Origin of the sequence: Cloacibacterium caeni (genome assembly GCF_907163125.1) — a bacterium.
Classification (GTDB): Bacteria; Bacteroidota; Bacteroidia; order Flavobacteriales; family Weeksellaceae; genus Cloacibacterium; species Cloacibacterium caeni_B.
On the sequence record NZ_OU015319.1, the window covers coordinates 78,662 to 92,571 of the forward strand.

Below are 13,910 nucleotides of genomic sequence, written 5' to 3' on the forward strand. Positions count from 1 at the left end.
CATGAAGCATATCTTTACCATTCATTCTCCGATTACTTTTTTTTCTGCATGTGCAGTAATATTTCAAGAAAAGTTAGCTCATGAAGATGTAATTATAATTAATGATGGATATAAAGTTCCTTTTAAAATAGGCACAATAGTAGACTCTTATCAGCAACAAGAAAAAGGAATCTGGCGAAAAATTAAAAATTTTAACTTAGTAAAAGCGTATGATCAATACATCAAGGAATTAACCCATGGTCAGCAATTCATAGCTTATATTGATTTAATGCATGCTTACCAAAGATTATTGATCACCCATCCTAACTGTGTAAAATTTAATTTCATTGAAGAAGGAACAGCAAGTTATGTAGTGCCAGATAATTTACTTTTTATAACCAATGGAGCGAATCAAGTAACTTTTAGGAATAAAAATAATAAACAATTGGCAATTTCTCTTTTTCGTGTGATGAGAGGGGTAAATATTAGAGTGTTAAGCCTTCCTTTTAATCCGCAATCTTATGCAGGGATAAATGAGATAAAATTCTATACTTTTTCGGAACACGGATTTCCAGGAATAGAAAGAGAAAAAAAAATAATATTAAATCCTCATGAAATTGATCCTACAATATGGAGTAATGAAGATTATTATACTCAGATTAAGGATGAAGTGATATGGATTGAAGAATCTTTCCCTAGAGTATATAAAGTGGCTGAGGGAAATTATGAAACTGCAATTCTTAAAACAATTGCTCATTTAAAACAAAAAGGCATAACAAAAATTTTGGTAAAACTAAGACCTAAAAGTAAAGCATCAAATTCTTACTTAATAGATATTTTGAAGAAAAATAATATAAAAGTAGAAGTCATGCCAAATACTATTATTGCAGAATGGTTATTTATTCAGGCAAAGAATTTACAAGTAATAGGTATTGTCTCATCTTTACTCTTTTACGCTTCTATTTTTGGACAGCAATCATGGTCATTTTTCGAAGATATAAAAGAAAAACCGGATAACCCATTCGAAAAGATGAAATTTTACTGGGACGAAGTAAATCATTTAATTGATGTAAACTTTAATTAGATAATCCCCAAAACACTATTTATATTAATACTATGTTTAAAACGGATAAAGGATATTTAATTTTATTAATGTTTTTCTCTCCTATATTAGGTTTGATAAATCTTCTTAAAAGTAAAGATGATCGTGTTCTGATATTTTTTGGAATTCTATTTTTTGGAATTGCGGGAAGCTGTTATGTATATAGACCAGGTTCAGACGGCGAAAGTCATTTGGCAAATGCAATATTACATTACACAGATATGTCAGTTAAGGTTTTTTTTAATGAATTTTTTGAATTAGCTACATTAAATAGTGCTAATTCAGGGGCTAAAGACCTTTATTTACATTGCATATCCTATTTAGCAGCTTCTGTTTTTGGAATCCCAGAGCTTATACATGTTTTTGCAGGATTGGTTTTAGGATACTTTTTTTCTAAATCAGTTCTTCTTATATTACAGAATAAATTAAGTGTTAAAAAAAATCGAATTCTAATTGGGTTTATAATTGTATTATTGTTATACAAAAGTTTAGGTGCTATGAATTCTATTAGAATGTGGACGGGTATGTGGATTTTTTTCTATGGTGCTTTAAGCTATGCTACTACAAAAAAAAAGAAATATCTTTTGATTTTATTATTATCAATAGTTGTTCATTTTTCCTATCTCGTTGTTTTGATTCCATTTATTGGAGCCTATATTTTTAGACGACGAACTCACATTTTAACAATATTTTATTTATTATCTTTTGGACTTACTTTAAATTTTGCAAATATTGAGAATTACATCCCTAAAACTAGTTTAATCGAAAGCCAGCAGGATGCCTATGTGGTTGATTCTGAAGAGGATGTAGCGCGTATGGAAAGCCGTAACGAAATCCAATCAAAAATTAATCGAAATTTTTATGTTACCTATGGTGAAGTATTTTTTACTTCAATTTTAATTCCAGGATTAACTTTAGTTTTATTATTTTTCTTTAATAGTAAGTATGCTGATGATCGTTTTAATTTTTTAATGGCATCAGGGATAGGGTTATTTTCTTTTTCAAATGTAGTTACTTTTTCACCTACCATTTCTGGTCGAGTAAAAATAATTGCGGGACTTTTTATTATAGCAGCTACTATCCATTTGCTTTTTACCCTAAAGAAATATCAGCTTTCAAAAAAGAATATAACATTACTAAATAGGATTCTGGTGATATTTCTTATTGCATCCATTCCCATGGTACTTTTCCAAATGTCTTATCTCATCCAAATATTAAGTTTCTTTACATTAGTATTGCCACCAGTATCGTGGTTCCTAGGAAATGCCGATTTTTCTATTAGAGAGGGGATAAGTCACTTATTTTAATTAAGAAAAATTATGAATATAGCGTTATTTTTAACTCGAGAATTAGACCCCAATGCAGGAGGAGTGCAAAGAACTACTTCTAAACTGGCTAAAATTTTTGAAGCACAGAAACATAAAGTAATTATTGTTTCTTATATAAATGATACAAACTCTGTAAAGGATTATGAGGGGATTAAGTTGTTTCAAGTCAATGAAAGAGAACCCTCAGCATTAAAGAAAATTTTTCAGGAGGAACAAATAGATTGTATCATTAATCAGATGGGCGCTTCTTTAGAATTAACAAAACTATTATTGAAAGTAAAGCCTAGAGATACCAAAATCATTAATACCCTAAGAATAAATCCACTCAATTTTTATGATAATCATAAGAATACACTCAAAGATTTTTTTGAAAGAAAGAAAATAGGATTTCTAAATACCTATATTACAAGAAAAATAATTTTGGCGTATCATATATTTAGACAAAATGTAGAGCTGGGTTTTATCGTAAAAAATACAGATGCATTTGTGATGTTGTCAGAAAAATTTAAACCAGAATTATTATTTTTAGTACCAAAACTTAAAAAATACTTACATAAAATACACGGAATCGGAAATCCATTTCTGAGACCTGAATTAGATATTAAGACGCTCCCAAAAGAAAATATAGTAGTTTATGTAGGAAGTCTTAATATTAGACAAAAAAGAGTAGATTTACTATTAGAAATTTGGGAAAAACTACATGCTCAGTCTCCAGACTGGAAATTTTGGGTATTAGGAGAGGGTCCTGAGAAAAAAAATATGGAAGAATTTTGCAAAAAAAATAATCTAGATAGAATACATTTTTTTGGTAATGTAAACCCTAATGATTATTATAAAAAAGCGAAAATTTTCCACATGACCTCTGCTTTTGAAGGTTTCGGGAATGTATTGATAGAAGCCCAGAGTTATGGCTGTGTACCGATGCTTTTTGATTCTTATTCTGCTGCCTCAGACATCGTTTATCATAATGAAAATGGAATATTAGTTCAACCATTTGATTGTAATGAATATGCGGCAGAAACAAAAAAACTCATGGATAATCCAGAAAAGACTTCTGAACTCGCACTCAATGCCTACGAAAATGTATTAAGATTTTCTTATGAAGAAACCTATAAAAAATGGGAGAAGGTTTTTGAAACGATTAAATAGGTTTTAAAATTAGAATTATTTAGTTTTTTTAATTTTCAAAGAATAAAAATAGTGTAAACACAATAAATTATGATAATCCTGCTAGACATGTATAGACCAATTAATGTAGTTCTTATCATGAAATGAGCAATATAAAACAGTAATTTTTATTAAATTAATACAAAATAATATGGATAAACCAAGAATAATTGATTTACCGAAAATATTTGATCCTAGAGGAAATCTCTCATTCATTGAGAATGAAAAAAATATACCTTTTGAAATTAAAAGAACTTATTGGATTTATGATGTTCCAGGAGGAGAAAAAAGAGGTGGTCATGCATACTATCATTTGCAAGAATTTATTGTTGCGTTAAGCGGCAGTTTTGACGTTGTATTACATGATGGAGAAAAAGAATTTAGATTTCATCTAAATCGTTCTTATTATGGACTTTATGTTCCTAAAATGTATTGGAGAGAATTGGAAAATTTTTCAACTAACTCGCTAGCTTTAATTTTGGCAGATAATGATTATAATGAAGATGATTATATTAGAAATTTTGATAATTTTAAAACAATAAAAAATGGAAAATAATATCACTGTTTTCGATTGTAATCTTATTTATTTACCTAAAATTGAAAATAGAGCAGGAAATATAACTCCAATTCATAATAATATTGAGATTCCTTTTCAGATAAAACGAATTTTTTATTTATACGATATCCCAGGAGGAGAATCAAGAGGAGCTCATGCTCATAAAGAATGTCATCAATTTCTAGTAGCTGCAAGTGGGGCTTATGAAATATTGTTAGATGATGGAAAGTCAAAAAGATTAGTACAACTAAACAGACCTTATATAGGCTTGCATATTCCACCTGGAATTTGGGCTTCTGAAATCAATTTTTCATCTGGATCAATTTGTTTGGTTTTGGCTTCACATGAATACAGTGAAGATGATTATATAAGACAATACTCAGACTTTTTAAATTATAAAAAATGATACACCCATTATCAGACGTTCAGACAGATAAAGTTGGAGAAGGAACAAATGTTTGGCAGTATGCTATAATTCTAAAAGGAGCTACTATTGGAAAAAATTGCAATATTAATTGTCATACATTCATTGAAAATGATGTTGTTCTTGGAGATAATGTAACAGTAAAATCAGGTGTTTATTTATGGGATGGTATAACAGTAAAAGATAACGTTTTTATTGGCCCAAATGTTACGTTTACTAACGATAAAAGGCCTCGTTCTAAAAAATATCCTGATTCTTTTCAAAAAACCATCATAAAAGAAAATGCCTCAATAGGAGCAGGAGCTATTATTTTAGGAGGAATAGAAATAGGAGCTAATGCAATGATTGCTGCGGGTTCTTTAGTTACAAAGAATGTACCTGAAAAAGCCTTAGTAAAAGGAAGTCCTGCTATAGTTTCTGCATGGTTAAATGATGACGGTACAAAAATGGAATATAAGAATGGTTTTTATGAAGATAATAAAGGTAATAAGTGGCAAGTAATTAATAACGAATTAATATTAAAATTATGAATAAAGTTCCATTTTTAAATTTCGAACCCATACATTCTGAGATTAAAGTAGAAATGTTAAAGGCTTTTGAGGAAGTGTATGATAGTTATTGGTACGTATTAGGAAATAAAGTGAAGCAATTTGAAGAAGAATATGCAAGCTTTAATCATACAAAAGCATGTGTGGGTGTAAGCAACGGTTTAGATGCATTGCATTTGTCTCTTAAAGCCTTAGGTATTGGCAAAGGAGATGAAGTGATAGTGCCTTCTAATACATATATTGCTACAGTTTTGGCTGTTTCTTATGTTGGAGCAAAACCTGTTTTTGTGGAACCTAATATTGAAACTTACAATATTGATTTTTCAAAGATTGAAGAAGCAGTTACTCCTAATACTAAAGCAATAATGCCAGTACACCTGTATGGTCAGGCCTGCGAAATGCAACCAATAATGGATATTGCAAAAAAATATAATTTATTTGTTATAGAAGACAATGCGCAATCGCAGGGAGCCACTTATAAGGAAAAAATCACTGGATCTTGGGGCGATATTAACGGAACAAGTTTTTATCCTGGGAAAAATTTAGGCGCAATTGGAGATGCAGGAGCTGTAACAACAAATGATGAAAATTTAGCGGAAAAAGTTAAAATTTTACGCAATTACGGGTCACAAAAAAAATATTACAATGAATTTATTGGTCATAATATGCGTCTAGATGAGTTGCAAGCCTCTTTTTTGAGTGTAAAGTTGAAATATCTAAAAGAATGGACTTTAAAACGTCAAGAAATAGGCGCTTGGTATGATGAAGCTTTAAAAGAGATCGAAGGATTAATATTGCCAAAGATCGCCGAAGGCGCAACTCATGTTTACCACTTGTATGTTATTCGCACTAAAAAAAGAGATGAGTTGCAATCTTATTTAACTGAAAAGGGCATAGGAACATTAATCCATTATCCTATACCACCTCATTTACAAGAAGCATATGAAAGCTTAGGATTAAAAAAAGGAGATTTTCCTATTGCCGAAGAATTGGCAGAAACTTGCTTAAGTTTACCTGTTTGGCCTGGAATGGGGGTAGAACATGTAGAATTAATTTCAGAAAATATAAAAGCCTTTTTCAATGAACAAATTTAAGTATCGCTTTACTATTTTTACTCCATGCTACAACTCAGAAAAATTTTTGGAAAGAGTTTACAGGAGTGTAAAAAATCAGACATATAGAAATTTTGAATGGCTTATAATTAATGATGCTTCTACAGACGGGACAGCTGAATTGATAAAAAAGTATGAAAAACTTTCTGATTTTCCTATACGAGTAATTAATAATCCAGAAAACAAAATGCTTTATTATAATTTCAATACGGCATTTGATGAAGCTCAAGGTGAATTGATGATTTTTGCAGGACATGATGATGCCTTTGATGAAATCACTCTCGAGAGATTTAATAAAGTATGGGAGGAATATGGCTCAGACGAGATTGCAGGAATTTGGTGTAGGTGTAGAGACCAACATGGGAATATAATTGGTTCTTCTTTTCCGAATGATTTGATAATATCTAGTTATCACGAAATGTTTGAAAAGCACATTTATGGTTCTCAAGAAAGATTCGTTGTTACTCAGACCAAAATATTAAGAGAAAACAAATTTGACTTAACAGGTTACAGAACTGGGGAAGTATTTTTGTGGTCAGATATTGGGATGAAATACAAAACAATATATATGAATGATGTTTTAAGAACATATTATATTGAACCAGAAAATTCAAATGCTTTAACCAAAAGAGGACGAAAAAAAGTTGCTTTAGAAACTTATCTCTACTATATAGAGTTTCTAAATAGATATATTACAAAAGTGCCAAACGCTTATTTTCTTAAAGCTAGGTTTCATTTTGCTACTGTTTATTATGGAATTATAAGTGATAAACCTTTTTATGGTGTAATAAAAGATATAAAAATGTTATTTTCTAAAATATTTTGCTCTTTTTTATATCCAATAGCCTTCTTAGTTGCTAAAAAAAATAATGATTAAACAAAATTAGAGAGCCCAGTTTTAATTTACATTTTATCTAATTTTTAACAATAAGAAGTTATAAATAATAGGTCTTAATTTCTATAAATCTATCATTAAAAAAGGTTTTCGAAACACTTAAATAGGTTTTTATTTTTTACACTTAAACTATGCTATCTAATCTTAAAAATAGAGTAAGAGCTCATTTAATCAATTATAAAGGCTGGAGTACCAAAAGAAAGATTGTCGTTTTTGAAAGCGATGATTGGGGTGCTATCCGACTTCCAGATATTACAAAAATTGAGGAATACAGAAAACGATATCCTTATCCTAAGAATCCTTATCTTAAATATGATTCTTTAGCTTCGGAAGAAGACTTAAATGTATTGTTTTCATTGATAAGTGATTGCAAAGATAATTTTGGAAATCATCCAAAATTGACTTTTAACACGGTAGTAGCTAACCCAGATTTTAAAAAAATTAAAGAATCGGGTTTTAAACAATATTATTATGAACCTTTTACAGAAACGTTAAAAAGATTTTCTAACCATTCTCAATCCTTTAATCTATGGAAGAATGCAATTGATGAAAAGTTAATGTATCCTCAGTTTCACGGGAGAGAGCATGTAAATGTACCATTATGGTTAGAAGAACTAAGAAATGGAAATCAAGAACTCCTAGATGCCTTTGATCTAGGGACGTGGAGTGTTCCAGAAAATAAAAGCTCAATAATTAATCTTCAAGCTTCACTAGATTGGATTAAAGAGCAACCTTTTACATATCAAAAAGATTTTTTAGAAGAAGGATTAAAAGAATTTCAAACAGTTTTTGGTTTTTGCTCAAAAACAATTATACCAAATAATTATATTTTTGATCCTAATCTCAATACTATATTGAAGGAAAATGGTATTAAAGGTGTGCAGGGTATGAAATACCAAAAATTACCTTTAGGAAATTCTTCAAATGGTAAAAGAGAAATGATTAGAAGATATGTAGGTGATAAAAATGAAGCAGGCTTATTCTATTTGGTAAGAAATTGCGTCTTTGAACCCTCTCAAACGTCAGATAATTATGATGATGTATCAATGTGTTTGCAAAATATAGATAATGCTTTTTTTTGGAACAAACCAGCAATTATTGATACACATCGTTTAAATTATATAGGAAGTTATGATGAAAAAAATAGAGATATAAGTTTAAATAAATTGAGAATTTTGTTGAAAAAAATTTTAAAAAAATGGCATGATGTAGAGTTTATGACATCAAATGAATTATTAGATATTATAGAACAAGAAAATTCTCTTTTATAGTATTTTATACATAATCACAAATAAAACAACTTTGACGAGAAAATAAGATAATAAAACTTGTCAGCAAATGATAAAGAATGAGTAAAATTTTAGTAACAGGCGCAGCAGGCTTTATAGGATTTCATGTTAGTAAGAAATTAATTGATTTAGGTTTTGAAGTTTATGGTATTGATAATTTGAATGCCTATTATGATGTAAGATTAAAACTAGATAGATTAAAAGAATTAGGTATAGATATACAGTCTGAATTATTCATGAGACAACAGGAGGTGAAAAGCGGAAGCAATGAAAGTTTTCGTTTTTCTCAAATGGATTTGGTAGATGAACACAGATTAGACCACCTTTTTCTTAAAGAAAAATTTGATGCGGTTATCAATTTAGCAGCACAAGCGGGAGTAAGATACTCCATAGAAAACCCTAAAGCATATATTCAAGCAAATGTAGTAGGCTTTATGAATATATTAGAAGCCTGTAGAAGCAATCAGATTAAGCATTTAATCTATGCCTCTAGTTCTTCGGTGTATGGCAATCAGCAAAAAGTACCATTTTCTGAGAAAGATAGAGTAGATCATCCTATAAGTTTATATGCGGCAACCAAGAAGAGTAATGAATTAATGGCACATGTTTACAGCCATTTATATGGACTAAAAACTACAGGACTCCGTTTCTTTACCGTTTATGGACCTTGGGGAAGACCAGATATGGCACCATTTTTATTTACAAAAGCCATTTTGAGTGAAACGCCAATTAAGGTGTTTAATAATGGAGATTTAATGCGAGATTTTACCTATATAGAGGATATTGTAAAAGGAATTATAGAAGTATTGATTACAGATAAAATTCAAGAGAATTATAATATTTATAATATTGGAAATAATACTCCTGTAAAACTATTAGATTTTATACAAGCTGTAGAAGGGGCATGTAACAAAAAAGCCCAATTGGATTTTTACCCAATGCAAGATGGAGATGTATACCAAACCTTTGCAGATATAGAGGATTTAAAGGCAGTAACAGGATATATTCCCAAAGTAAAAATTAATGAAGGAATACAAGAATTTGTCAATTGGTATAAAGCCTATTTTAAAAAATAAATCATGAAAGTTGCGATTGTTATTCCCTCACTGCATGCAGGAGGCATGGAACGGGTGATGTCTGAATTGTTAAATGAATTTTCTAAAGATAAAACTTTAGAAATACATTTAATACTTTATGGTATAACTAGGGAAATTTTTTATTCTGTACCCGAAAATGTTACAATTCATAAACCTTCCTTCGAATTTAAAAATAAATATCGGTTATTTTATACACTAAAAACTTTAATATTTTTAAGAAGACAAATAATAAAAATTGCTCCTAAAAGCATTCTAAGTTTTGGGGAAAGATGGAATAGTTTTGTCCTTATAGCGTGTTGGGGGTTGAAATATCCTATTTATGTATCAGATAGGTGTCAGCCAAATAAATCATTAGGAAAGTTGCATAATTGGCTTAGAAATAAACTTTATCCAAAGGCAAAAGGAGTAATTGCACAGACTGAAAAAGGTAAAGCAATATTCGAAAAAATGTATAAGCATACTAATATTCAGGTGATTGGGAATCCTATTAGACAAATAACATCAGAAAAGAAAATAGATAAAGAAAATATTGTTTTAACAGTTGGTAGATTGATTGATACAAAGCACCATGACGAGTTAATTCGTTTATTTGTAGAAATTAATGACCCTAATTGGAAACTAATAATTGTAGGTGATGATGCTTTAAAACAAAAAAATAGAAGTAAACTAGAAAGGTTAATAAAAGAATTAAGAGCAGAAGATAAAGTGGTTTTAGTAGGTAGTCAAAAAGAAGTGGAACCCTATTATTTAAAAAGTAAAGTTTTTGCTTTTACATCTAGTTCTGAAGGCTTTCCAAATGTAATTGGTGAAGCCATGTCAGCAGGTTTACCTGTTGTAGCTTTTGATTGCATGTCGGGCCCTTCTGATATGATAGCCAACGAAAAAAATGGATATTTAATAGAATTGTTTAATTATGAGTCTTTTAAGAAACACTTACAAATTTTAATGTCTGATGAATCTTTAAGATTGAAATTGGGATTAAATGCTGCAGAAAGCATTCAAGAGTTTAAGATTGATGAAATCTCTAAAAAGTACAAAAAAATGATTCTAGAATAATGAGAGTTTTACAAATTAACGCAACTGTAAATTCAGGGTCAACAGGAAGAATTGCTGAAGATATAGGCCTAGTTTTAATTAATGTTGGGCACAAAAGTTATATTGCTTACGGAAGAGGCAATCAGCCGAGTAAATCTAATAAAATCATAATAGGAAATCAATGGGATGCCAATTGGCATGGTGTAGTTTCACTTTTATTGGATAGACACGGTTTTGCTTCTAGAAAAGCAACTAAACAGTTGATTAATAAAATTGAAGAATTAAAACCAGATGTTATTAATTTACATAATATCCATGGGTATTATGTAAATATTGAAATACTATTTGATTATCTGAAAAAAATAAATATCCCAGTAGTGTGGACTTTTCACGACTGTTGGCCTTTTACAGGGCATTGTAGTTACTTTGACTCTGTAGCATGTGAAAAATGGAAAACCCATTGCCAGAATTGTCCAAAGAAAAGTTTCTATCCTAAATCTTTATTAATAGATAATTCCTTTAAAAATTTTTCTGATAAAAAGCAGATTTTTAATCAGTTAGATAATCTTCATATTATTACACCATCAAATTGGCTGAAAAATCTAGTAAAACAATCATTTTTATCGAAATTTCCAGTAAGTTGTATTCACAATGGGATAGATCTTTCGAAATTTAGTCCTGTAGAAAATGTAGAAAAATTAATTCAAAAATGGAATCTAAAGGATAAAATAATTGTTTTGGGAGTAGCCAGCATTTGGGATCGCCGAAAAGGATTGGATGATTTTATCTCTTTATCAAATAAATTATCAGATACATACCAGATAATTTTAATAGGTTTAACTAAAAAGCAAATAGCACAATTACCTAAAAATATAATAGGTATTGAAAGAACAGAAAGTATTGAGGAATTAGCAGAATATTATAGTTTGGCAAAGGTATTTGTAAATCCTACTTATCAAGATAATTTCCCTACTACAAATATTGAAGCTTTAGCATGTGGTACTCCCGTAGTTACTTATAATACAGGAGGAAGCCCCGAAGCAATTGATAAAGAAACAGGGATAGTAGTAGAAAAGGGAAATGTAGATGAATTAAGAGACGCTATTGAAAGAGTGACAAGTGCTAAAACGGAATATTATGAGAAAGAAAAATGCAGAAAAAGAGCGGAAAAGCACTTCGATAAGAACGAAAGGTATCAAGATTATTTACAATTGTTTAAAACTCTAGTGAAAGAGAGCTAATATAAAATAGAATGTACACAGGTAACAAAAAATCAGAACTAAGAATATATGTAAGCAATCTTTTTGGATGGCGAACCAATAGAAAATTAATCGTAATAGAAAGCGACGATTGGGGCTCTGTTTATATGTCAGACAAAAGGGCATTAGAGGAAATGAAGACCAAAGGAATTCCTTTACATTCTCATTATCTGAAAAATGACACTTTAGAGTCTAATGAAGATATGGAAATGTTGATGGAGGTTCTTAGAAAACATAAAGATTCTTCTGGTCGTCATGTAGTTATGACTGGTGTAAATGTGGTAGCCAATCCTAATTTTGAAAAAATAAAAGCCAATGGCTTTACGAAATATGAATATGAATTGTTTACTGAAACCGCTAAAAGATTCCCGCAGAGTAATAAAATCCACACATTATGGAAACAAGGAATTGAAGAAAGACTTTTAGTTCCAGTATTTCACGGTAGAGAACATCTTAATGTACAACGTTGGATGAAACTCCTTCAAGAAGGAAACGAAACGGTAAGAATAGCCTTTGAATATGGAGTAAGTACATTACCAAGAGAAATGAATGGAGATGAGCTCCCTGATTTACGAGCAGCATTTGATATTGATACCCAAAATGATTTAAAATATTTGGAAAAGGTAATTGATACAGGATTAGATGAATTTGAAGCTTTATTTGGTTATAAATCTACTTTTTTTATTCCAACGAATGGTCCTTTTAATAATAATTTAGAAGAATTGTTAAGCAAAAAAGGGGTGAAATACATCGGAACAGGAAAAATACAAAGCGAACCATTAGGAGAGGGTAAATATAAAAAGCATTTTCGTTACTTAGGGAAAAAGAATAGATTGGGACAAATGTACTTGACTAGGAATTGTTTTTTTGAACCAAACAGTGAAGGATTTCCCATAGAAAGAGATTGGGTATCCTCTTGTTTGAAAGAAATAGAAGTTGCTTTCAACTGTCGTAAACCTGCTACCATTAGTTCTCATAGAGTGAATTATATGGGAAGCATTAATCCCGAAAATAGAGAAAGAGGATTGAAAAAACTTGATAATTTACTCGTGCAAATAATTAAAAAATGGCCTGAAGTAGAATTTATAACTTCTATGGAGCTAGGCGATATCATTACAGGGAAAACCCAAGAAAAATAATGAAATCTAAAAAGATTTACATTGCAGGTCATAAAGGAATGGTAGGCTCTGCAGTTTGGAGGGCACTAGAAGCTAGAGGTTATAAAAACGTATTGGGATGTTCAAAACAAGATCTTGATTTGAGAAACCAACACCAAGTGAATCATTTTTTTCAAAACGAACAACCCGAAATCGTAATAGATGCCGCAGCATTAGTAGGCGGGATAATGGCAAATAAAAATAATCCATATCCTTTCATTATGGATAATTTACAAATCCAAATGAACTTAATGGATGCTGCACACCAAAATAATGTAGAGAAATTTATTTTCTTAGGTTCCTCTTGCATATACCCTAAACATGCACCTCAACCTTTGAAAGAAGAGTATTTGCTTACTGCTCCCTTAGAACCTACCAATGAGTGGTACGCAATTGCTAAAATTGCAGGAGTAAAAACAATAGAAGCAATAAGGAAACAATACAACAAAGACTTTGTGAGCTTAATGCCCACAAACTTGTATGGGATAAGAGATAATTTTGACTTGCAAACCTCTCATGTATTACCTGCCATGATTCGAAAATTTCATGAAGCTAAAGAAAAGTCAGAAAAAAAAGGCATAAATGAACCCGTAGAATTGTGGGGAACAGGAAATCCTAAAAGAGAATTTTTATTTGTAGATGATTTGGCAGAAGCTATAATTTTTGTTATGGAAAATAAACTCGAAGAGAGTTTATACAATGTAGGATCTGGGGAAGATTTATCTTTAAAAGAACTAGCTTTATTAGTACAAAAAGTTATAGGCCATCAAGGAGAAGTTATTTGGGATACCTCAAAGCCAGATGGAACACCCAGAAAAGTGATGGAGGTGAGTAAATTGAAAAAAATGGGTTGGTCTCCTAAAATAACATTGGAACAGGGAATTGAAGAAACATATCAATGGTTTCTTGAAAATAGAGAGAAAATAAAAGAGATGAAACTGTAGAATAAATGAAGCAATAGA

14 protein-coding genes are annotated in these 13,910 nt (G+C 30.3%); all 14 read left to right on the top strand.

The features are described from left to right. Nucleotide 1: 1 nt before the first annotated feature. The 14 genes from KKQ79_RS00385 to KKQ79_RS00450 all read left to right on the top strand — a co-directional run bounded on the left by KKQ79_RS00385 (nucleotide 2) and on the right by KKQ79_RS00450 (nucleotide 13,892). Nucleotides 2–1,063: a polysialyltransferase family glycosyltransferase gene (locus KKQ79_RS00385; RefSeq protein ID WP_213188483.1), complete on the top strand. Its 1,062-nt coding sequence runs from the start codon at nucleotides 2–4 to the stop codon at nucleotides 1,061–1,063. Nucleotides 1,064–1,095: 32 nt separating this feature from the next. After that, the gene (locus KKQ79_RS00390; RefSeq protein WP_213188484.1) at nucleotides 1,096–2,388 is read left to right on the top strand and encodes an EpsG family protein; all 1,293 of its coding nucleotides are present in this window, start codon (nucleotides 1,096–1,098) and stop codon (nucleotides 2,386–2,388) included. Between the two features lie 12 nt (nucleotides 2,389–2,400). Continuing rightward, on the top strand, nucleotides 2,401–3,558 hold the full coding sequence (locus tag KKQ79_RS00395) for a glycosyltransferase (protein ID WP_213188485.1): 1,158 nt from the start codon (nucleotides 2,401–2,403) through the stop codon (nucleotides 3,556–3,558). A 169-nt stretch (nucleotides 3,559–3,727) separates the two neighbouring features. After that, nucleotides 3,728–4,132 carry a sugar 3,4-ketoisomerase gene (locus tag KKQ79_RS00400; RefSeq protein WP_213188486.1) on the top strand — a complete coding sequence of 135 codons (405 nt, stop codon included), beginning with the start codon at nucleotides 3,728–3,730 and terminating at the stop codon, nucleotides 4,130–4,132. Further along, entirely contained in the window at nucleotides 4,122–4,538 is a 417-nt protein-coding gene (locus tag KKQ79_RS00405; RefSeq protein ID WP_213188487.1) for a sugar 3,4-ketoisomerase, read from the top strand. Before KKQ79_RS00400 ends, KKQ79_RS00405 begins: the two co-directional genes overlap by 11 nt. Beyond that, on the top strand, nucleotides 4,535–5,086 hold the full coding sequence (locus tag KKQ79_RS00410) for an acyltransferase (protein ID WP_213188488.1): 552 nt from the start codon (nucleotides 4,535–4,537) through the stop codon (nucleotides 5,084–5,086). The genes KKQ79_RS00405 and KKQ79_RS00410 overlap by 4 nt, the downstream gene beginning before the upstream one ends. Then, the gene (locus tag KKQ79_RS00415) at nucleotides 5,083–6,198 is read left to right on the top strand and encodes a DegT/DnrJ/EryC1/StrS family aminotransferase (protein ID WP_213188489.1); all 1,116 of its coding nucleotides are present in this window, start codon (nucleotides 5,083–5,085) and stop codon (nucleotides 6,196–6,198) included. The genes KKQ79_RS00410 and KKQ79_RS00415 overlap by 4 nt, the downstream gene beginning before the upstream one ends. Beyond that, nucleotides 6,185–7,093 carry a glycosyltransferase family 2 protein gene (locus KKQ79_RS00420; RefSeq protein WP_213188490.1) on the top strand — a complete coding sequence of 303 codons (909 nt, stop codon included), beginning with the start codon at nucleotides 6,185–6,187 and terminating at the stop codon, nucleotides 7,091–7,093. Before KKQ79_RS00415 ends, KKQ79_RS00420 begins: the two co-directional genes overlap by 14 nt. Nucleotides 7,094–7,242: 149 nt before the next feature. Further along, on the top strand, nucleotides 7,243–8,382 hold the full coding sequence (locus KKQ79_RS00425; protein WP_213188491.1) for a polysaccharide (de)acetylase: 1,140 nt from the start codon (nucleotides 7,243–7,245) through the stop codon (nucleotides 8,380–8,382). A gap of 77 nt (nucleotides 8,383–8,459) precedes the next feature. Beyond that, nucleotides 8,460–9,476: an NAD-dependent epimerase/dehydratase family protein gene (locus KKQ79_RS00430; RefSeq protein WP_213188492.1), complete on the top strand. Its 1,017-nt coding sequence runs from the start codon at nucleotides 8,460–8,462 to the stop codon at nucleotides 9,474–9,476. Nucleotides 9,477–9,479: 3 nt separating this feature from the next. Then, complete coding sequence (locus KKQ79_RS00435) at nucleotides 9,480–10,553, top strand: glycosyltransferase (RefSeq protein ID WP_213188493.1); 1,074 nt, start codon at nucleotides 9,480–9,482, stop codon at nucleotides 10,551–10,553. Further along, a complete protein-coding gene (locus KKQ79_RS00440; RefSeq protein ID WP_250131155.1) occupies nucleotides 10,553–11,773 on the top strand; it encodes a glycosyltransferase family 4 protein in 1,221 nt (406 codons plus the stop codon). Before KKQ79_RS00435 ends, KKQ79_RS00440 begins: the two co-directional genes overlap by 1 nt. Before the next feature lie 11 nt (nucleotides 11,774–11,784). Continuing rightward, a complete protein-coding gene (locus KKQ79_RS00445) occupies nucleotides 11,785–12,930 on the top strand; it encodes a polysaccharide (de)acetylase (RefSeq protein ID WP_250131156.1) in 1,146 nt (381 codons plus the stop codon). After that, nucleotides 12,927–13,892, top strand: a complete 966-nt coding sequence (locus tag KKQ79_RS00450) for a GDP-L-fucose synthase family protein (protein ID WP_284070065.1) — start codon at nucleotides 12,927–12,929, stop codon at nucleotides 13,890–13,892. Before KKQ79_RS00445 ends, KKQ79_RS00450 begins: the two co-directional genes overlap by 4 nt. The last annotated feature ends 18 nt before the right edge of the window (nucleotides 13,893–13,910 follow it).